Annotated in this window: 21 protein-coding genes and 1 pseudogene; 13 read left to right on the top strand and 9 right to left on the bottom strand. The window is 43.0% G+C overall.

What is annotated here, in order from left to right; all coding sequences use genetic code 11:
• Positions 1–182: 182 nt before the first annotated feature.
• Positions 183–1,304 (top strand): geranylgeranyl reductase family protein, encoded by a 1,122-nt coding sequence (locus V7K76_RS19365; protein ID WP_334777698.1) that lies wholly within the window; start codon positions 183–185, stop codon positions 1,302–1,304.
• Between the two features lie 76 nt (positions 1,305–1,380).
• Complete coding sequence (locus V7K76_RS19360; protein ID WP_334777699.1) at positions 1,381–1,806, top strand: hypothetical protein; 426 nt, start codon at positions 1,381–1,383, stop codon at positions 1,804–1,806.
• Positions 1,807–1,967: 161 nt separating this feature from the next.
• Here the strand turns inward: V7K76_RS19360 and V7K76_RS19355 are convergent, their stop codons facing one another.
• Both V7K76_RS19355 and V7K76_RS19350 read right to left on the bottom strand, forming a co-directional pair.
• A complete protein-coding gene (locus tag V7K76_RS19355; RefSeq protein ID WP_334777700.1) occupies positions 1,968–2,525 on the bottom strand; it encodes a Uma2 family endonuclease in 558 nt (185 codons plus the stop codon).
• A gap of 161 nt (positions 2,526–2,686) precedes the next feature.
• Positions 2,687–2,947 (bottom strand): hypothetical protein, encoded by a 261-nt coding sequence (locus V7K76_RS19350; RefSeq protein WP_334729943.1) that lies wholly within the window; start codon positions 2,945–2,947, stop codon positions 2,687–2,689.
• A gap of 110 nt (positions 2,948–3,057) precedes the next feature.
• Between V7K76_RS19350 and V7K76_RS19345 the strand changes: the two genes are divergently transcribed.
• Entirely contained in the window at positions 3,058–3,321 is a 264-nt protein-coding gene (locus V7K76_RS19345) for a hypothetical protein (RefSeq protein WP_334952491.1), read from the top strand.
• Between the two features lie 56 nt (positions 3,322–3,377).
• Positions 3,378–4,895 carry a lysine--tRNA ligase gene (gene lysS, locus V7K76_RS19340; RefSeq protein WP_334777702.1) on the top strand — a complete coding sequence of 506 codons (1,518 nt, stop codon included), beginning with the start codon at positions 3,378–3,380 and terminating at the stop codon, positions 4,893–4,895.
• 61 nt (positions 4,896–4,956) lie between these two features.
• Here lysS and purF read toward each other — a convergent pair whose 3' ends face one another.
• A complete protein-coding gene (gene purF / locus V7K76_RS19335) occupies positions 4,957–6,456 on the bottom strand; it encodes an amidophosphoribosyltransferase (RefSeq protein ID WP_334777703.1) in 1,500 nt (499 codons plus the stop codon).
• A 153-nt stretch (positions 6,457–6,609) separates the two neighbouring features.
• Between purF and V7K76_RS19330 the strand changes: the two genes are divergently transcribed.
• Complete coding sequence (locus V7K76_RS19330; RefSeq protein ID WP_334777704.1) at positions 6,610–6,771, top strand: hypothetical protein; 162 nt, start codon at positions 6,610–6,612, stop codon at positions 6,769–6,771.
• Positions 6,772–6,847: 76 nt separating this feature from the next.
• Here the strand turns inward: V7K76_RS19330 and purL are convergent, their stop codons facing one another.
• The 4 genes from purL to V7K76_RS19310 form a co-directional block, all read right to left on the bottom strand.
• Positions 6,848–9,277, bottom strand: coding sequence for a phosphoribosylformylglycinamidine synthase subunit PurL (purL, locus tag V7K76_RS19325; protein WP_334777705.1), 2,430 nt, complete (start codon positions 9,275–9,277; stop codon positions 6,848–6,850).
• Between the two features lie 43 nt (positions 9,278–9,320).
• Positions 9,321–9,713 (bottom strand): type II toxin-antitoxin system death-on-curing family toxin, encoded by a 393-nt coding sequence (locus V7K76_RS19320; protein ID WP_334777706.1) that lies wholly within the window; start codon positions 9,711–9,713, stop codon positions 9,321–9,323.
• On the bottom strand, positions 9,700–10,011 hold the full coding sequence (locus tag V7K76_RS19315) for a hypothetical protein (RefSeq protein WP_334777707.1): 312 nt from the start codon (positions 10,009–10,011) through the stop codon (positions 9,700–9,702). Before V7K76_RS19315 ends, V7K76_RS19320 begins: the two co-directional genes overlap by 14 nt.
• 622 nt (positions 10,012–10,633) lie before the next feature.
• Positions 10,634–11,119, bottom strand: coding sequence for an allophycocyanin subunit alpha-B (locus V7K76_RS19310; RefSeq protein WP_334777708.1), 486 nt, complete (start codon positions 11,117–11,119; stop codon positions 10,634–10,636).
• A gap of 238 nt (positions 11,120–11,357) precedes the next feature.
• Here V7K76_RS19310 and rlmD point away from each other — a divergent pair, with 238 nt between their 5' ends.
• Both rlmD and V7K76_RS19300 read left to right on the top strand, forming a co-directional pair.
• Positions 11,358–12,764 (top strand): 23S rRNA (uracil(1939)-C(5))-methyltransferase RlmD, encoded by a 1,407-nt coding sequence (rlmD, locus tag V7K76_RS19305; RefSeq protein ID WP_334777710.1) that lies wholly within the window; start codon positions 11,358–11,360, stop codon positions 12,762–12,764.
• Between the two features lie 392 nt (positions 12,765–13,156).
• Positions 13,157–13,606, top strand: coding sequence for an ATP-binding protein (locus V7K76_RS19300; RefSeq protein WP_179068619.1), 450 nt, complete (start codon positions 13,157–13,159; stop codon positions 13,604–13,606).
• A gap of 98 nt (positions 13,607–13,704) precedes the next feature.
• On the opposite strand, the gene V7K76_RS19295 is transcribed toward V7K76_RS19300, so the two are convergent.
• Positions 13,705–13,980, bottom strand: coding sequence for a DUF6439 family protein (locus tag V7K76_RS19295; RefSeq protein WP_334777711.1), 276 nt, complete (start codon positions 13,978–13,980; stop codon positions 13,705–13,707).
• Between the two features lie 129 nt (positions 13,981–14,109).
• Between V7K76_RS19295 and V7K76_RS19290 the strand changes: the two genes are divergently transcribed.
• The 4 genes from V7K76_RS19290 to V7K76_RS19275 all read left to right on the top strand — a co-directional run bounded on the left by V7K76_RS19290 (position 14,110) and on the right by V7K76_RS19275 (position 16,643).
• Positions 14,110–14,472, top strand: a complete 363-nt coding sequence (locus V7K76_RS19290) for a hypothetical protein (RefSeq protein WP_334777712.1) — start codon at positions 14,110–14,112, stop codon at positions 14,470–14,472.
• Positions 14,473–14,574: 102 nt separating this feature from the next.
• Complete coding sequence (gene asnS / locus V7K76_RS19285) at positions 14,575–15,966, top strand: asparagine--tRNA ligase (RefSeq protein ID WP_334777713.1); 1,392 nt, start codon at positions 14,575–14,577, stop codon at positions 15,964–15,966.
• Positions 15,967–16,050: 84 nt separating this feature from the next.
• Positions 16,051–16,281 (top strand): DUF2281 domain-containing protein, encoded by a 231-nt coding sequence (locus tag V7K76_RS19280; RefSeq protein WP_334777714.1) that lies wholly within the window; start codon positions 16,051–16,053, stop codon positions 16,279–16,281.
• Positions 16,275–16,643: a type II toxin-antitoxin system PemK/MazF family toxin gene (locus V7K76_RS19275; RefSeq protein WP_334777715.1), complete on the top strand. Its 369-nt coding sequence runs from the start codon at positions 16,275–16,277 to the stop codon at positions 16,641–16,643. The genes V7K76_RS19280 and V7K76_RS19275 overlap by 7 nt, the downstream gene beginning before the upstream one ends.
• A gap of 31 nt (positions 16,644–16,674) precedes the next feature.
• On the opposite strand, the pseudogene V7K76_RS19270 reads toward V7K76_RS19275, so the two are convergent.
• Positions 16,675–16,812 (bottom strand): annotated as a pseudogene (locus V7K76_RS19270) (Rpn family recombination-promoting nuclease/putative transposase); the annotation flags it as partial.
• A 121-nt stretch (positions 16,813–16,933) separates the two neighbouring features.
• On the opposite strand from V7K76_RS19270, the gene V7K76_RS19265 reads away from it, so the two are divergent.
• Together V7K76_RS19265 and V7K76_RS19260 are read left to right on the top strand one after the other, a co-directional pair.
• Complete coding sequence (locus V7K76_RS19265; RefSeq protein ID WP_334777716.1) at positions 16,934–17,410, top strand: chemotaxis protein CheW; 477 nt, start codon at positions 16,934–16,936, stop codon at positions 17,408–17,410.
• 21 nt (positions 17,411–17,431) lie between these two features.
• Entirely contained in the window at positions 17,432–18,703 is a 1,272-nt protein-coding gene (locus V7K76_RS19260) for a CheR family methyltransferase (RefSeq protein WP_334777717.1), read from the top strand.
• The last annotated feature ends 1 nt before the right edge of the window (position 18,704 follow it).

Here is an 18,704-nt window from a genome sequence, read left to right as displayed (position 1 = left end):
TAATTCTGCCAAATTTTACACCTGTAGGACAATATCTGGTGTTTCAGACGTGATGAATCGCGTCTTGCCTATTCCCTATTCCCTATTCCCTATTCCCTATTCCCTATTCCCTATTCCCCATTCCCTATAGGTATTGGTAGGCGCGTTAGCTTAAACTAATTGAGAAGCAAGGATTCAGCAATATGTACGATTGCATCATTGTCGGCGCTGGGCCAGCTGGTGGAACAGCTGCATATCATTTAGCCAAACAAGGCCGCTCAGTATTAGTGTTAGAAAAAGAATCCCTACCAAGATATAAACCTTGTGGTGGTGGTGTATCTCCAGCGATCGCTCAATGGTTTGACTTTGATTTTAGCCCAGTAATTTCTGTAAAAGCCGACTCCTTTCGCTTTACCTGGAAATTGGGCGACCCCATAGAAGCAAAAATCCCCACAAAAGAACCAGTCTGGATGGTGCGACGAGATATTTTTGACCATTTCCTAGTGCAGCAAGGACAGAAGCAAGGGGCTGAACTACGAGATAATACGGAAGTAACGGGTATTGAGTTTCAACGCGACTATTGGCTAGTTAACACAGCTAATGGCCCAGTTACAGGCCGCTACTTAATCGCAGCTGATGGTGTCAAAGGGCCAATGGCAAAATGGCTAGGCTTCAAAGAACGTAAACGCAGTTTAGCAGGAGCTTTAGAGGCAGAAGTTACGGCAACTGTCAAGGATAAATCCACAATGCACATCGAGTTAGGCTTGGTGAAAAATGGCTACATTTGGAACTTCCCGAAGGCGGACGGTTATTCCATTGGTGTCGGTACATTTGTCGGTGGCGAACGCCAAGACTTTAAGAAGATTTTAGATGAGTACGCGCGATCGTTTAATCTAGATATCAAAACTAGCAAGCAGTATGGTTATCCCATATCTATTTGGGATGGTAATCAAAAACTGCACACCCAAAATGCAGTTTTGGTTGGGGAAGCTGCTTGTGTAGTTGATCCCATGACAGCAGAAGGCATTCGTCCGTCAATTTTTAGCGGTTTAATTGCAGCAGGAGCCATTAATGAGGCACTTTCTGGTAATACCAACGCTTTAGAAAAATATAGCGAAGCCATGAATGAACAATGGGGTACTGAGATGGCTTGGGCAAAAAAGTTAGCTGGAGCGTTTTATCGGTTTTCCAACATTGCCTACCAAGTTGGTGTTAAGCACCCCTCTGCTCCCCAAGTCATGGGTAAGATTATGTGTGGAGAACTGGGCTATGGCGACATTGCCGGTCGTGCCCTCAAGCGTTTAATTTCTGGTTTTGGAGGTTGATTAACTAGACAAATTGCTCAAGCAACTTGTTAAAAGCAGGCAAACTTCCGCCACTGTGTACTAGGCATTTCTCAATATGGCAATTTACTTGACAAAACGGCTATCTGTGTTCGCTAATATTCTTGCTCTTATCCTCTTGATGCCGGGAATTGCCTTCGCTGCACCCGTTCAAATCAATACGACTTCTGGTGTTATTTTCGTCCAAACTACTAAAACTGCAAGCTATTCCACCTCGTCGGAAATTAACCTGACTCCTTTACAACGGCAAGAACTTCAGGCTGTGCGTCAGAGAAGAAATAGGGAAATTGAGGCAGTGTTAACCTCATCCCAGCGTGCCCAACTTACTCACAATCTCCGGGCTGGTAATAATATCAAGCAAGCCCTAGAAAAAATAAATTTGCAACCAGAACAGCAAGATTTAGTAAAGGCGGTCGTACAATTTACTAACTTGAAAATGAAGGCTATTTCATCTAGGCACTCGCTAAAACTAGGAAAGCATTAAAGGCTTAAAATAATAAGCGATCGCAAGCAGTTTTTATTTTACCTGTCTCATACCATGCTATGTTACTTTATTTAACTTAGTTATTTTAATTATTAATGTGATATACAACTTATTCTTAGAATCCCACTTCTATTATTCCTCTACCTCACAGACCGAGAGGCTTATGGAAACATTTGACTAATTTGTACTTCAATTTCTGGAAATGCAATCAAAGATAATATTGCATCCTCCTGCAAAATAAATTCAAGATTATAGCCTTCTAAACCCGGTTCGCGGAAAACATAAACCTGACGCTGATTCACATCCAAAATCCAGTAGTCAGCAATTCCCGCTTTACCATAAAGAGGCGCTTTTTGTTTACGATCTGTTTCTAGTGTTGTATCTGCTACCTCAATAAGTAAAAAGATTTCATTCGGCGCAGGATGATGATCGATGTACTTTCGCGTATCAATCTGGACAACAGCGATATCTGGCTCAGGTTCCGAATATTGGCTCAACTGAATGGGATCTTGTACCCGAACTAAGGCAACTTCTGCTAGCAGCCGCTTGAGGTAATCAGATGCACACAGCGTTCTCGCTGCATGGGGGGGATTTTTGGCGCTCATCGGGATAACTTGCCCATCAATGAGTTCTACCCGTTCATTCTCTGTAATAATACCCGTTTCAAACATCCGGTGATATTCGTTTACACTCCACAGGCGCACTCTAGTTTGTGTCATTGTATATTTCCTGTAGTGATGCCTCCGACGAGCTACGCCTACGCACGCGCCCTCAAAGACAAATATCTCTCATTGCCAACTTTTGCAGCATCTATAAATTAATTTTGCCCTATTTAGCATGACGGCTACCTGTTAACGGAGGAATATTGCTTTCGACACATTCATTCCTCGCTAGCTGGCTCATTGTCACTGCTGTCAGCAGTTCCGTCCAGAATGCTTTTGAACAGTTCGTCAGGAGTCATTCCCCGCTTTTTCGCCATATACTCCAGCATTCTTTCAATTTCAGGTTTTTTTTCGGCAATTCCAAAGCCTATTAGCAAAGCTGCTTGAACTGACTTGCTGCGATTATTAAGCCAAGCCCAAATGGTGAGCCAGTCATCATCATGTTCACCTAAGGGGCCTATGGGAAATCGCTTTGGCATCTTATGTTTCAAAATTTATCTTTTTTGTAGCTAATTAGTTTCAGAAAAGTACTATAAAAGTTTCATTTTTAATACAATCTCTGATAAGATTTGACTAAAGCAAAAAGCCAGTGCGTCCCGTGGAAAGTTCGGCACTGGCTGTTGCTCCAAACTCAATGGAGACTTATCTTATTATGCCCTATCGAGAGAATCTCAATAGGTGGTTAGTTGTGCGTTTGCTTGCCAATATGCAACGAGTTGTTGTGGCTCGTTACCGAACACAATCGGATGCTGATGGATATTTGCGAGTTATTCAACGCTTAATACCCGATGGCAAATTTTTGGTAGTATTTGATGGCGACACTAAATCTGAAGTTTGTAAAGATTGCAGATAATCGCCTCACTTGATTACAACATCTATAATTAATCTTGCCCTATTTAGTTCGTTACCATGTCGGAAGAAGATATCCGAGCCGCCAGGCTGGAGAAAGTAGAACAACTCAAGCAGCTAGGGACTAACCCTTATGCCTATCGTTGGGAATCTACCCATCATGCAGCGCAGTTGCAAGAACAATTTGCCGATTTATCCAATGGTGAAGAAGTTGATTTAGAAGTTTCCATCGCTGGACGCATTATGGCGCGTCGCGTTTTTGGTAAATTGGCTTTCTTCACTTTGCAAGACGAAACCGGTACAATTCAGCTTTATCTGGATAAAAATCGCATTCAAGAAGGTATGGCAGATATTGATGCCGATGCCTTCAATCACTTAAAACAACTTACAGATGCAGGCGACATCCTGGGAGCCAAAGGTACTATTAAACGGACTGAAAAGGGCGAGTTATCTGTCTACGTTAAACAATATACTATCCTGACTAAATCCCTATTGCCCTTACCCGACAAGTGGCATGGATTAACGGATGTTGCCAAACGCTACCGTCAGCGCTACGTTGACTTGATTGTAAACCCAGAAGTGCGACAAACTTTCCGCCGTCGCGCTCAAATTACTGCTGGTATTCGCCGCTATTTAGAAGAGCGAGATTTTCTAGAAATTGAAACGCCAGTTTTGCAAAGTGAGACTGGGGGTGCAGATGCACGTCCATTTATCACTTACCACAACACTTTAGAAATGGAGTTGTATCTGCGAATTGCCACAGAACTCCATCTCAAGCGGTTGATTGTGGGTGGTTTTGAAAAGGTGTTTGAATTGGGGCGAGTTTTCCGCAACGAGGGAATTTCAACTCGACACAATCCCGAATTTACGACGATTGAAGTTTACCAAGCCTACGCTGACTACAACGATATGATGGCGCTGACTGAGGGGATTATTACCACTGTCGCCCAAGAGGTACTCGGCACATTGGAAATTACCTACCAAGGGGAAGCGATAGATTTAACACCACCTTGGCGGCGGGTGACAATGCACGATTTAGTTAAAGAAGCTACGGGCTTGGATTTTAATTCGTTTCAAACTTTGGAAGACGCAAAAACAGCAAGTAAAAATGCTGGTATTCCTGGTATCGATGAAGCCCAATCAATTGGTAAGTTACTAAATTTAGCCTTTGAAGAGAAGGTAGAAACTAATTTAATTCAACCTACTTTTGTAATTGATTACCCTGTAGAAATTTCGCCCTTAGCAAAACCTCACCGTTCTGTACCTGGTTTGGTAGAAAGATTTGAGTTATTTATAGTCGGGCGAGAAACTGGGAATAGCTTCTCAGAACTTACCGATCCGATCGATCAAAGAGAACGCTTTGAAGCACAAGCGGCACGGAAAGCCGCCGGTGACTTAGAAGCCCAAGGTGTAGATGAAGACTTTCTGACAGCTTTGGAATATGGGATGCCGCCTACAGGTGGTTTAGGGATTGGGATCGATCGCTTGGTGATGTTATTAACTGATTGTGCCAGTATTCGGGATGCGATCGCCTTCCCCTTGCTCAAGCCGGAAAAATTAGAATCATCCCCAGATTAAGTCTGGGGATTGGGGATTGGGGACTGGGTATTGATTCTCATGTCCCTAATGCCCCAAGTCCCTATACCACTACTTTTTCTAGGATCAGCTTAGAACGCTTCACTTGATCGGGAATCGCCACGGGGTAATCTCCAGTGAAGCAGGCAGAACAAAAACTATTAGTGTCTTCTCGTGTTGCATCTAGCATTCCTTCCCAACTCAGATAGGCGAGGCTGTCTACTTCCAGTTGCTTGGCAATTTCCGCTACTGATTTGGTAGCAGCAATTAGCTGATCCTGAGAATCGGTATCAATGCCATAGAAGCAGGGATGAGTTACAGGGGGAGAAGAAATTCGCATGTGTACCTCTATTGCACCCGCGTCACGCAAGGTTTTGACTAGTTTACGGCTGGTAGTACCCCGCACAATCGAGTCATCTACGATGATTACTCGTTTACCTGCTAGCACATCTTTAAGCGGGTTGAGTTTCATGCGGATACCCGATTCCCGCATGGTTTGGGTTGGCTGAATAAAGGTTCGCCCAACGTAGCGATTTTTAATCAGTCCTTCCATGTAGGCGACACCAGAAGCTTGAGAAAATCCAATGGCAGCAGGTATACCAGAATCAGGAACACCAAAAACAATATCGGCATCTACATTAGATTCTTGTGCCAGTTGCCGCCCTAACCGTATCCGATAGCTGTACAAACTCTCGTTGTGCATGATGCTATCAGGGCGGGCAAAGTAAATCATCTCAAAAATACACAATTTGCGCTCAGATTTTTGACCCCAATGATAAGAAGCCAAACCTTCTTCAGTAATCCAAACTAATTCTCCTGGTTCTACATCTCGCAGGTATTCGGCTCCAATGATGTCTAAACCACAAGTCTCGGAAGCCAAAACGTAACGGACTGGATTACCAGCCAAAGTCCCGATTACCAGAGGGCGAATGCCATTAGGATCGCGGACACCCATAACGCCGATGGGAGTGCCAATAACTAAACTAAAGGCTCCTTGGCAACGGTGAAATGCTTTAATTGCACCTTCTAGCCAATCTGCGCCTGCATTAATAGCTTCGGCGATCGCAAAAGCGATCATTTCTGAATCTGTTGTGGTGATTAAGTTACATTTATTGTCAAGCAACTCTTGACGTAGTTGCACAGTATTGACTAAATTACCATTATGTGCAAGAGCTAATGAACCTAAACGGGTTTCTAGCACTGCTGGCTGGGCATTAACTCTGCGACTAGAACCTGTAGTCGAATAACGAGTGTGACCAACAGCAAGGCTACCGAGCAATTGATCCAAGATGGATTCATTGAAAACTTGAGACACCAAGCCCATATCCTTGTGGAGATGTACTTCTGTACCCTCAAAGGTAGCAATACCAGCTGATTCTTGACCCCGATGCTGGAGGGCATACAATCCAAAGTAGGTCAGTTTAGCAACGTTTTCTCCTGGGGCATAGATGCCAAAAACACCACAAGCTTCTTCGGGCTTGTCAGGCTGATTTTCATGACTATTGATTGGGTTGTTGGTTGGGTCGGGGTATTCATCCGAAGTGACAGAATGAATAGAAATCATGCTAGCTTTGCTCCTGGTGGGGGGGTCAATCAATTTGGGATTTGAGATTGGCGATAGCGGAGCATTAGCGAGTCCGTGTGTCGCGCAGCGTCTCGTAGAGAGCGTCTTTTGGATTGATCGCACCGTGTTAGGGATGCGGCTTGGGATTTGAGAATGCCTATTTTAGATTTGTTCCGCCTAGTTAAGAGCAAGACAGGAAATAGAAGCAATGCCCCTAATCCAAAATCTAAAATTCAAAATCTAAAATCGGTAGTCGGTCACTGGGATTATATCGATGGTGGTAGAGTTCTTAATAAATCTTTAACCATCCATTAAAACAGTACCGTAATTATGTTCAAGAAAGTTAATAAAAGAGTTAGGAGTTATGCTTTTTATTCCTAACTCCTCACTTTCAACTCCTAACTTCTTCGGGGGTAGTGGTATGGACGGCGATACGTCTGGCGATCGCATAGGAATAGCGATCGCTCATATCTTCGATACTAACTTTGATTAAGGTTTGGTTATCAGTGGTGAAAACCCCCAAACCCGTTTCCGAATTGCCAACAGTACCTAGTATTTGCCAATTTTGACCTAGATGTTCCTGTAAATATGATTCCCAAATTTCTTGTTGTGCTGATGCAACAGAAACTAAAATCCTGGCACCACCTTCGGCAAATAGCACTTCATCGAGGCGAGGCAGTGCGGTCTTGGGGTCTCCCCAAGTGGAGCAACTGCTGTGGTTTAATTGGGTTGGTGCTATTTCTAAATTGATTTGGGCACCAAGATTGCCAGCAAGACAACTTTCGGCTATAGCGATCGCTACTCCTCCCTCAGCAGAATCATGGGCTGAACGTACCCAACCATTACGAATTCCTTCACGACAAACTTTCTGGACGCGGCGTTCCAAGTCAAAATCTACCCTTGGTGGTTTTCCGGCAACAATATTGTGGATAGTGGCTAAATACTCAGATGCTCCCAAACTGAGTTTAGATGTCAGAGGTAATCCGAGCAGATAAATCACATCGCCGGCTGCTTGCCAACCTTGACCACAAATTTTGGTGATATTGGGAATCAAACCCACCATTCCGACAACAGGAGTGGGATAAATGGGTTGTGGAATGCCTTGAGAATCAAAGGTTTCGTTGTACAAAGAGACATTTCCGCCTGTGACCGGTGTCGCCAATTCTCGGCAACCTTCCGCCAGACCGCGACAAGCTTCTGCTAATTGCCAGTAACCAATGGGTTTTTCTGGAGAGCCAAAATTCAAATTATCTGTCACCGCTAGAGGTTCAGCACCCACACAGCTAAGATTGCGGGCTGCTTCTGCCACAACTGCCTTAGCTCCTTCGTAAGGGTCAAGATAGACATAACGAGGATTGCAATCTACTGTGGCCGCAACTCCTGATTTTGGATTTTGGATTTTGGATTTTAGATTGGGGATTTGTTCTAGGGGGCGCAAACGGATAACAGCGGCATCTGCCCCACCTGGCAGTGTTACCGTATTATTTTGTACTTGATGGTCATACTGACGATATACCCAATTTTTAGATGCGATCGTGGGTGTATCGAGCAAAGTTAAGAGAATATCATTCCAGCTTTGCAGTCCTCCTTGGAGTTCTATTCCAGCAGTTGTAGCAGGAGGTAGGGAATCAGCAGTCCATTCCCAAGCTTTACGCGCATATTCTGGTGGTTCCGTCAATAACTCTCGGTGATACAGTGGGGTATTTTCCGCCAAAGCCTCTGCGGGAATTTCTGCTGCTACTTCACCCTGAAAGAGAATCCGCACAATCGGTTCAGCAATGACTGTCCCAGCCACAACGGCTTGAAGTCCCCAACGGTGGAAAATATCGATTAATTCCTGCTCACGTCCCTTGTGGGCAACAAACAGCATTCGTTCTTGAGATTCCGAAAGCAGATATTCATAGGGAACCATCCCACTTTCTCTGACGGGAATCTTATCTAAATCTAGTTCAATTCCCACACCGCCTTTTGCTGCCATCTCTGAGGTAGAACAGGTGATTCCCGCAGCTCCCATATCTTGAGCGGCGACAACTGCACCCGTCTTAAACGCCTCCAGACAAGCTTCAATTAACGACTTTTCCAAAAAGGGATCGCCCACTTGCACAGCAGGGCGATCGTCTATGGATTGATCGCTCAATTCTGCACTAGCAAAACTCGCGCCTCCCATACCATCGCGCCCAGTGGTAGAACCAACATACAGCACGGGGTTGCCTAAGCCAGATGCTCCAGATTTGACGATTTCTGCTGTTTCCATCAACCCTAGTGCCATAACGTTCACTAGAGGATTACCAGAGTAAGCAGAGTCAAAGTAAACTTCGCCGCCAACGGTGGGTACTCCCACACAATTACCATAATGAGAGATTCCTGCTACTACGCCTTGGAAGAGCCTTTGAGTTTTGGCATCTTCTAGAGAGCCAAAGCGCAGCGAGTTTAATAGGGCAATGGGACGCGCACCCATTGTAAAGATATCTCTAAGAATGCCTCCTACTCCCGTTGCGGCTCCCTGAAAGGGTTCGACTGCTGAGGGGTGGTTGTGAGATTCAATCTTAAAAGCTAGTTGGAGTCCATCACCTAAGTCTACAACACCAGCATTTTCACCAGGCCCTACTAGGATACGGGGGCCATCGGTGGGAAATTGTTTGAGTAGAGGTCGAGAATTTTTGTAACAGCAATGCTCTGACCACATCACACCAAACATTCCCAGTTCAGCTTTGTTGGGATGACGGCCTAGCCGACGGACAATTTCTGCGTATTCTTCTGGTTTAAGACCAACAGCCGCAATTTCTTGGGGAGAAAAAGCTGGTTTTGAGGTTGCAGTCATGGAAGTAATGCACTCTGGGGGGACAGAGCATTATTCTATCGATTTACTTGCCCTGTAGGTGCGGTTCCAGAAATGCAGATAATTCTTCCTTGGATATTTCTTTTTGGACTACTTGAATCACCAAGTTGTAAGCTTGCTCTTGGGATAAGTTGAGAGTATAGCCATTTAAGTTCAAAAAAGTGAGCATAACAGCAAAAGCCGTGCGCTTGTTGCCATCAAGAAACGGATGGTTCATTGCTAAATGGTACAGGTACCCTGCTGCTTGCTCGTGAATTGTTGGATGGAGAAGTTCACCGCCAAAAGTAGCTTGAGGTTGTGCCAGTGCTGAATCTAGCAAACCTTCGTCTCTAACACCTGCTGTTCCACCAAATCTTTGAATTTGGCGTTGGTGAATATCTAAGACTTGAGAAATAGTGAGAAATTTAGGAGTCTGCAAGGTGACGGAATACCTCTTCCCATTTTTTTTCAACTGCTAAGTAAGCCTGGAGTACTTCTTCATCTGAGGCAATTTTTGAGGGAGTATTTTGTAATTCGTCTTCGTTTTGTTCAATTTCGCGGAAATATTCGGCAAAATCAGGAATATTTAATAATAGTTTTTCAGTAGCTTCGCTTTCTTCTGTTTTTTGTAAATAAGCAATCATTGCAACTGCTACTCGCAACTTCTCAGCAGGAAGCTGACGCAAACGGCTTTCGGCTTCTGATAAATAATTGCTGTGCTTTTGTTCTGTTGCCATTGTTACTCCAAGCTAAGTTTGTTGCAAGACGTTGTGAATAAGTTTTGCCGCTAACTCTAGCTTATCGCGCTGAGTGAGTGCTTTCAGGTCAAAAGTATCGAAGCTTTTATACAGGGGTATCTATTTTACACTAAATGCTTTAGTTTTTAAAGATAACTTGATTTTTTCATCTCAGTGAAATTTCTAGCACCTGAACTTGCATAAATCTAGTGTCACTCAGAGATTATTCGGGTATATGCAGTTTAGATGTAACAATCATGTGACGAGAATCACACATATCGATGATTAGGATCGTCTCCCTGCGATCGCTAACTAGGCATAATTAATGACAACTGAACTCTAGCCGAGTCATTAATAGGGAACACACTTAATTACCGACAGCCTTACTCAAGGACTGTCGGTTTTTTGTATTTGTCATTAGTTATTAGTCATTGGTCATTGGTCATTAGTAAAATGCCCCATACCCAATGCCCATATCTATAAAATTTCCCCACAGATGGTTCGTAACTTGACAAAGATTTTGCCACAGCCACTACCAAATGTGGGGAAGGTATGATCAAATTGGGTATCTTATGCCTAAGTAGACCGGAAGTATACTCCTAGAACTCGCACACACTTTGAATTATGACAAAGCCTGAATGATGTAATCAAAGTATGGTGCTGCTTGGGCAGCATCTTCCGCACTCAGTAAGCTAAGGGAGGCTGTTTTGAGGGAAGTGATTGCTTCTACCATTCCAGGCACGGGAACGCCCAATGAATTGTACATTTCCCGCACACCAATCAAACCGATTTTTTCAATTGGCTCTTTGTCACCGGCAAGCACGCCATAGGTAATTAGGCGTAAGTACCAGCCAAAGTCACGGATACATAGAGAACGTTGGCGTTCTCCGTAAGCATTACCTCCGGGGGAGATAAAGTCAGGACGCTTCTGCCAAAGTTGTTTGGTTGCTTCCTGAACTATCTTCTTTTCGTTTTCACCCAAAGTAGCTGCAATCCGTGTCCGTTGTACGCCGGTTTGCAAAAAGTCTTTGATATTTTTAAGTTCGCCACTGCTGGGATAACGCAGTTCGTCGTCGGCTTTGAGAATAACTTGGCTAATTACAGTCATGATTATTGAAATCACCTGAAATATTATCTGTTAGTTTACCGAGTTGGAGGTACACAAGTGAAGGGATCGGAGTTACTTATGTATTGAATTTATCTGTTTGGGGAGAGTGGGGACTGGGGATTGGGGATTGGGGATTGGGGACTGGGGACTGGGGGAAATGAAGAAGACAATAATGCTCCATGCCCCATAACAAATGACAAATGACTAATGACCAATGACTAATGACCAATGACGACTAATGATTAAAATAATTTGGCAACAGGGTGAATTAATTGAAGTGACGATCGCTAATCTGAGTGATACAGGCGATGGTGTGGGACGCGCTGATGAGCGTGTAGTGTTTGTCCCAGATACCGTCCCAGGCGATCGCGCTATTGTCCGTTTAGTACATGTTAAACCTAAATACGCTCACGGTAAGCTCCAAGAGCTATTGTCACCATCGCCCCACCGGATTCGACCTAGTTGTATTGTGGCTGACAAGTGCGGTGGTTGCCAGTGGCAGCATATTAATTATCATTACCAGCTAGTAGCCAAGCAAAATCAAGTTATCCAAGCTTTAGAACGCATTGGCGGTTTTATCCAACCACCAGTAGATCCGGTACTCGCCGCCCCTTCTGCTTTCGGCTACCGTAACAAATCTACATATCCTCTCTCGCTATCGGCAACAGGACAGGTACAGGCTGGTTACTATCAAAAAGGTAGTCATCAATTAATTAACTTAAATCAATGTCCAGTCCAAGATGCGCGATTAAATCCTTTACTTGCCGAAGTTAAGCAGGATATTCAACAGCAAGGCTGGCAAATTTATGACGAACAACGTCACCAAGGAAAAATTCGCCATCTCGGTTTACGCATTGGCCGACACACTGGGGAAATGTTGCTGACTTTGGTAGTAAAGGACTGGAATTTATCAGGAATTGAAACCCAAGCCCAGGAATGGTTAAAGCGCTATCCGCAGTTAGTGGGAGTATCGCTCAATCGCAATGGCGATCGCACAAATGCTATCTTTGGATCAGAAACCCGTTGTATTGCTGGAGTCCCCCACCTGCATGAATATTTTGCTGGACTGGAATTTCAAGTACGCCCAGATACATTTTTCCAAGTGTATACAGAAACAGCAGAGGCACTATTGCAGGTAATTCAATCAGAACTCAATCTTCAAGGGCATGAGTTGCTAATTGATGCCTACTGTGGTATAGGGACTTTAACATTACCCCTCGCCAAAAAAGTACGTATTGCTACAGGATTAGAAGTGCAAGCAGCAGCAGTAGAACAAGCTATTTTGAACGCCCACCGCAACGGAATTGATAATGTGACATTCCAAGTAGGCGCTGTAGAGAAATTGCTGCCAAAGATGGGCACAATACCAGAAGTAGTAATACTCGATCCGCCACGAAAGGGGTGCGATCGCGCAGTCATCGACACTTTACGGCAATTGAAACCATCTCGGATCGTTTACGTCAGCTGTAAAGTAGCTACCCTCGCCCGTGACCTGAAATTGCTTTGTCAAGATGGGCAATATACCATCACACGGGTACAACCTGCTGATTTTTTCCCTCAAACTGCTCATGTTGAAGCTGCTGCCTTTCTTGTGCTGTCACATTTGAACAAGGATGGTAATTCCTTTACAAAAACTGAAATTTGAAATTTTTAGTCTAGTGCATACTAAAGATGCTAAAATTGAATTAAGGCAAAAATAAAAAATCATTTTGTTTAAATAAATTCAAGTTGCATAGGTTCTTAAAAAGTATGAAGTGGATTGTATGAATTATAAATCGGCAAATAACTAGAGTATGCCAATACTCTCTCAAATTAGCAGGATCTTTTTAATTTGCTGACATCATTGTCAAACAGATTCTGGCCGATATATATCTAAACAATCCCAATTCATAGTTATAAAGCCAATGCTCCCTAGCATTTTCAAAATTTAGTTTTAAAGACGCAAGTTTGAAGGCAGCATGACCACCTCAAGTTTTATCAGGGTGACTGTAATAGCAAACTGATGTCTAGCTAACTGAAAGCTATGGGGTTTCTCTTGTGATTACTATTTCACTTCGTCCAGTTGGACGTTATTGGGGCACTATTAGTTTTGCCTCAACCCTCTACCTTTGTCCTATATTAGACTTATTGTTGGCAGAAATTCCAGCAAAATTACAGGCAGAACTGCGTCTAGGACTTCAAGAAGCCCTAGTAAATGCAGCTAAACATGGCAATAATCTCGATCCAAGTAAAACAGTTGTAGTTCGTTTTTCCGTAATAGATAATCAATATTGGTGGATAATATCAGACCAGGGTAGTGGCTTTACTCCTTCATCTACTACAAATGAAGAACCAACAGACTATCTTCCACCAGATGAGTCAGAAAATGGTCGTGGTTTATGTCTTCTGCATCAAATTTTTGATCAGGTGCAGTGGAACCGCAAAGGCACAGAATTAAGGCTTTGTAAACAAATGGAAAATCGCCGGGGACTATCTCTGCGGCGGTAAGAAGGGAATGGTGAGTGGGGAGTGGGGAAAGTTATTGATTAGTTGTTTTTTACTAACTATTCCCTATTCCCTACTCCCTACTCCCTACTCCCTACTCCCTATTTACCGTGAGTTGGACAGGGAGGCGCAGAAATAGAGCGATCTAACCAACCAACTGCTTGTTGTAATCTAGCTTGAGCTTCTTCTGGCTGATTTTTTAAAAGATACACAATTGCTGCTGCCACTTGTTCATTAGCGCGGGAATTGCGGTTAGACTTGAGGCGATGCCAATCGTTAGGGGAAATAGTCAGCCTTTCCATGAGGGCTTGAGCTAGTTCCAGAGTACTAAGTTCATTCAGTTGACTGGTTTTCGGCAGCTGAGTAGATTGAGACATAATTATGAGTGCTGAGTGCTGTTAGCGATAGCGGGGCGTTTAGCCTGTATTGAGTGCTGAGTCAAAAACTCATAGTTTTAATTTTGACTATTGGCAGACTCGCCTTTAATCTTAGTTTACTACTTGTACATGAAGCCGTCTAAACAATCACAACCGCCAGGGGAAACTCCAGAACCAGATTTTGAACAAGAGTTAGAGGAAGTAGAGCGATCGCTCCTATCCTTAAGAGAACGTTACGATCAAGTGCAACGCGATCGCCAACAACAGGCACAATGGCAACAGCGTCGGGATCAACTAAAGCACAATAAATCTCAGACACCAGAAATCAAAGCAGAGTTGCGGCACATTCAACAGCAGTTGGAAAGGCTAGAACTAAACTTAGAAAGCCAGTTATTTTCTTGGCGTAGCCTCAAAAAACCTTTCTGGCAAGTCGTCCGCTTTGGTGGAATGGGCGTTATCATAGGCTGGATATTAAAGTCTTATGCTGGATAAATCCAATTTTGGATTTTGGATTTTAGATTTTGGATTGGGTTAAATGGTTAAGATTCTTTAATATTTTTACTTACTAAATTGACGAAATATAAGTTGTAAGATATGGCAAATCGACGGATTGCAGAAATATTGCGGAGTGGCCAACCTGATGAATCCCTCCAAGTGCAAGGCTGGGTGCGGACGAAGCGCGAGTCCAAAGGATTTGCTTTTATTGAAGTCAATGACGGCTCATCACTAGCTAATTTGCAAGTCGTCATTAATCAAGATTTGCCAGATTACGAAGCTATCTTGAAAAAATTGAATACGGGTGCTGCTGTGGAAGCGACAGGGGTGCTAGTGGCTTCTCTTGGTAAAGGACAGCGAATTGAATTGAAAGCCGAGACAGTGAAAGTTTACGGCGAAGCTGATCCCGATACATATCCTCTGCAAAAGAAACGCCATTCCTTTGAGTTTCTGCGAACCATTGGACATTTGCGATCGCGTACCAATTCCTTTGGTGCAGTTTTTCGCGTCAGAAATGCTTGTTCGGCTGCAATTCACCAATTTTTCCAAGAAAGAGGCTTTTTGTGGGTACACACACCCATCATCACCGCTAGCGACTGCGAAGGTGCGGGTGAACTGTTTAGCGTTACCAGTTTAGATTTAAAGAATATTCCCCGCACAGAAAACCAAGCAGTAGATTACAGCCAAGATTTTTTTGCCAAACCCACATATTTAACAGTTAGCGGCCAGTTAGAAGCGGAAGTGATGGCGATGGCGTTTTCTAACGTCTACACCTTTGGCCCTACCTTCCGTGCCGAAAATTCTAACACCTCCCGCCACTTAGCAGAATTTTGGATGGTTGAGCCAGAAATGGCTTTTTGTGACTTAGAAGGCGATATGGATTTAGCTGAGGCGTTTCTCAAACATATTTTTAAATATGTGTTGGAAACTTGCCCAGAAGATATGGAATTTTTCAATGAACGCATTGATAAATCTGTGTTGGCAACAGCCGAAAATATTATTAATAATCAGTTTGAACGCTTAACTTATACAGAAGCGATCGCACTTTTAGAAAAAGCTGATGTTAAATTTGAATATCCTGTGAGTTGGGGTTTAGATTTACAATCAGAACACGAACGATATCTAGCTGAACAACAGTTTAAAAAGCCAGTAATTGTTACAGATTATCCAGCGCAAATCAAAGCGTTTTATATGCGCTTGAACGACGATGAAAAAACCGTCAGTGCGATGGATATTCTCGCACCGAAAATTGGCGAAATTGTTGGCGGTTCGCAGCGAGAAGAACGCTTGGAAGTTTTAGAACGCCGCGTGTTAGCGCAAGGATTAAACCCAGAAGACTTGTGGTGGTATCTTGATTTGCGTCGTTATGGTACTGTTCCTCACGCTGGTTTTGGACTAGGTTTTGAACGACTCGTGCAATTTATAACTGGTATGGGAAATATTCGTGATGTGATTCCCTTTCCGCGTACACCGCAAAGTGCTGAGTTTTAGTTTGCATTTTAAACCTGGCTATTTCCAATCGCCAGGTCTTTGATTTTTGTGGATAAAGAGAAATCCATCTGAAAATAATTTATCATGAGCATACAAGACCAAACCATTGGTAAAATCCGGCAAATGCCAGAATCTTTAGTTCAAGAAGTAAGTGATTTTATCGACTTCCTATTAATGAAGCATAGCAGTAAAAACTGGGAATTATGGCTTCAGTTTAGCGAGTCAGTGGAAATAGTGGAATCAGATTTTTCTGACTATTTATCTAATTTAGAAGATTATGAAGAACGCTTGGCGCGTGGGGAAATCCAGTGGTAGATATCACACGGGGAGATGTGCTTTTGTGTGATCTCAATCCTGTTATTGGTACAGAACAAGCAGGTATTAGACCTGTTGTAGTGGTACAAATTGATCGGGCAAATGCTGTTAGTCCTCATACCATTATTGCACCATTCACCTCAAAGATTAGACGCGCTATTCTACCCTCCCATGTGTTTGTACCTGCTGGTATTGGTGGTTTAAGCCAAGATTCTGTTGTCCTTTGTGAGCAACTTCGGGTTGTTGATAAATCAAGAATTATCAGAGTGATTGGTCATTTGGATGATAATTATTTAGATGAATTGGCAATAGCTTTGTGTACTATCCTTGGCTTAAGGATTATAAACAATAATAATGATTGATAAATATTAGGTCTCACATCATTTATATACTTAACGAATCGGCGCGAATTGGTTCGTTTGATAATTCAGTCGGGCTAAGTTCTGTTAATTTAATCGGTGAACCTAGTAACCAAGTTGCCAAGTCATCTTTGAAGTTTTCGGCAATGAATTTACAGATATTGTCACACATGGCAGCTTTCAAGAATGGGTATCATGTATTGCTGATAAAAATTAAATTTGTTAGTGTTGGGTTTCCTTGCATAGTCTACAAGGAATACCAAAGCTAGCACTGGAGATGTAAATTAGTGTTAATGCTACTTCTCAACATTGGGAATGAGCGATATGCCATAGAAAGCCGACAGGTTGTAGAAGTAATACCACTTGTTATGCTCAAAACTTTGCCCCACCAGCCTGAGCATATCGCTGGTGTTTTTAACTATCGGGGACGCATTGTACCAGTAATCGATTTATGTCAGTTGATGCGTGGTAAACCCTCTAGTGAGTACCTGAGTACTAGGATTGTACTAGTCAACTATTGGGGGAGTAATAATACAGAACTTCAGGCTCCCTATATTTTGGGTTTGATGACAGAACAAGTTGTAGAAACATTACACCAGTCTGAGTCTAAATTTGCTGATTCCAATATCCAGATAGATACAGCGCCATATTTGGGCAAAATGATTGTAGATGACCAAGGGATGATTCAGTGTCTTCGCATTGAGTACTTGTTGTCAGAAGCACAGCAAGTCAATCTCTTGCCAGAAAGTCATCACAATACTAGATTTTAGATTGGTCTGAAGATTCTATAAATGGCACAATCTGTTATTGAAGCTTTACTAAAAAGCAAGATTGGTTTGGATGCAAACTCTATTGGTGCTGATGCGATCGCAAGTGCAATTTATCAACGTATGGCAGATTGCGGTATAACGGATATTGCTCACTATCTGGGGAAGTTACAGGTATCTACCCAGGAATGGGAAGCACTGATTGACACTGTAATTGTTCCAGAGACTTGGTTTTTTCGAGAACCAGAGTCTTTTGCATTTCTGAAGCATTATGTATTATCTGAGTGGTTGCCAAAAAATCCACAGGGTATATTACGGGTTTTGAGTGTACCCTGTGCAACCGGTGAAGAACCATATTCCATTGCGATCGCTCTTTTGGAAGCAGGATTAAATCCGACAAACATTCACATCGATGCTGTTGATATTAGCAAAAAGTGCCTGGTAAAAGCCCAACGAGCAATTTACAATCAATACTCGTTTCGCGGCAATAGCCAATCGTTTCAAGAGCGCTATTTTCAGGCAACTGAGGCAGGATATCACCTGTGCGAACAGGTGAAAAGTATGGTGAATTTTATTAATGGCAACTTGGCAGATCCGGCTTTTCTTGGTGACACGCCGCTTTATGATGTAGTCTTTTGCCGTAATCTGTTGATTTATTTCGATGTGACAACAAAAGAGCGCACCATTCAAGTCTTAGAAAGGTTGCTAAGTCCAGAAGGCTTGCTATTTGTGGGACACGCTGAAACTTGGTTATTGTTTAAAACTCAATTGATCTCAGTTCGTCAAGATTCAGTAGTTGCTCATCGAAAGTCCACAGGGGGCGAAAATGTTCACAAAAATCATCATCAAAATCTTCAGAGACAAGGCATCACAGGCAAAAATATAGATGTTCTCAACAAGCAACAGCTACCGAAAAAAAATAATTCTAAGTTTGTTGCCCAAGAGAGGTTAAATGTTGCTCCTCAGAATCCGATATTGCCAATAGAACTAAAAGTAAATTTGTTAGAAACAGCTAGAGCTTTAGCCGATGAAGGTCGATTGGATGAGGCGGTTAAACTATGCAATGATTATCTTAACCAAAATCAGGTGAGTACTGAAGCATATCTTTTATTAGGTCAGGTGCAGCAAGCGATGGCGCAAAATGAGCAGGCAGCACAATCTTTTCAAAAAGCAATTTATTTACAACCGACTCACCAAGAGGCGCTGACTCATCTGGCATTACTCAAAGAACATCAAGGAAATGCCGATAGTGCTAATCTTCTCTGGCAACGAATTCACCGATTAAATAATTCGTAAT

It is taken from the genome of Nostoc sp., from assembly GCF_036917975.1.
Taxonomy (GTDB): Bacteria; Cyanobacteriota; Cyanobacteriia; order Cyanobacteriales; family Nostocaceae; genus Nostoc.
Note: the sequence above shows the minus strand (reverse complement) of the source record. Positions and strands in the feature narration are given on the sequence as shown.

Coding starts and splice junctions, on each gene's coding strand:
- V7K76_RS19280 (WP_334777714.1), top strand. CDS start 16,051: ATGAGCATACAAGACCAAACCATTGGTAAAATCCGGCAAATGCCAGAA.
- asnS (WP_334777713.1), top strand. CDS start 14,575: ATGGCAAATCGACGGATTGCAGAAATATTGCGGAGTGGCCAACCTGAT.
- V7K76_RS19310 (WP_334777708.1), bottom strand. CDS start 11,119: ATGACTGTAATTAGCCAAGTTATTCTCAAAGCCGACGACGAACTGCGT.
- V7K76_RS19350 (WP_334729943.1), bottom strand. CDS start 2,947: ATGCCAAAGCGATTTCCCATAGGCCCCTTAGGTGAACATGATGATGAC.
- V7K76_RS19360 (WP_334777699.1), top strand. CDS start 1,381: ATGGCAATTTACTTGACAAAACGGCTATCTGTGTTCGCTAATATTCTT.
- V7K76_RS19260 (WP_334777717.1), top strand. CDS start 17,432: ATGGCACAATCTGTTATTGAAGCTTTACTAAAAAGCAAGATTGGTTTG.
- V7K76_RS19265 (WP_334777716.1), top strand. CDS start 16,934: ATGCTACTTCTCAACATTGGGAATGAGCGATATGCCATAGAAAGCCGA.
- purL (WP_334777705.1), bottom strand. CDS start 9,277: ATGACTGCAACCTCAAAACCAGCTTTTTCTCCCCAAGAAATTGCGGCT.
- V7K76_RS19330 (WP_334777704.1), top strand. CDS start 6,610: ATGCCTATTTTAGATTTGTTCCGCCTAGTTAAGAGCAAGACAGGAAAT.
- V7K76_RS19295 (WP_334777711.1), bottom strand. CDS start 13,980: ATGTCTCAATCTACTCAGCTGCCGAAAACCAGTCAACTGAATGAACTT.
- rlmD (WP_334777710.1), top strand. CDS start 11,358: ATGATTAAAATAATTTGGCAACAGGGTGAATTAATTGAAGTGACGATC.
- V7K76_RS19315 (WP_334777707.1), bottom strand. CDS start 10,011: ATGGCAACAGAACAAAAGCACAGCAATTATTTATCAGAAGCCGAAAGC.
- V7K76_RS19365 (WP_334777698.1), top strand. CDS start 183: ATGTACGATTGCATCATTGTCGGCGCTGGGCCAGCTGGTGGAACAGCT.
- purF (WP_334777703.1), bottom strand. CDS start 6,456: ATGATTTCTATTCATTCTGTCACTTCGGATGAATACCCCGACCCAACC.
- lysS (WP_334777702.1), top strand. CDS start 3,378: ATGTCGGAAGAAGATATCCGAGCCGCCAGGCTGGAGAAAGTAGAACAA.
- V7K76_RS19290 (WP_334777712.1), top strand. CDS start 14,110: ATGAAGCCGTCTAAACAATCACAACCGCCAGGGGAAACTCCAGAACCA.
- V7K76_RS19355 (WP_334777700.1), bottom strand. CDS start 2,525: ATGACACAAACTAGAGTGCGCCTGTGGAGTGTAAACGAATATCACCGG.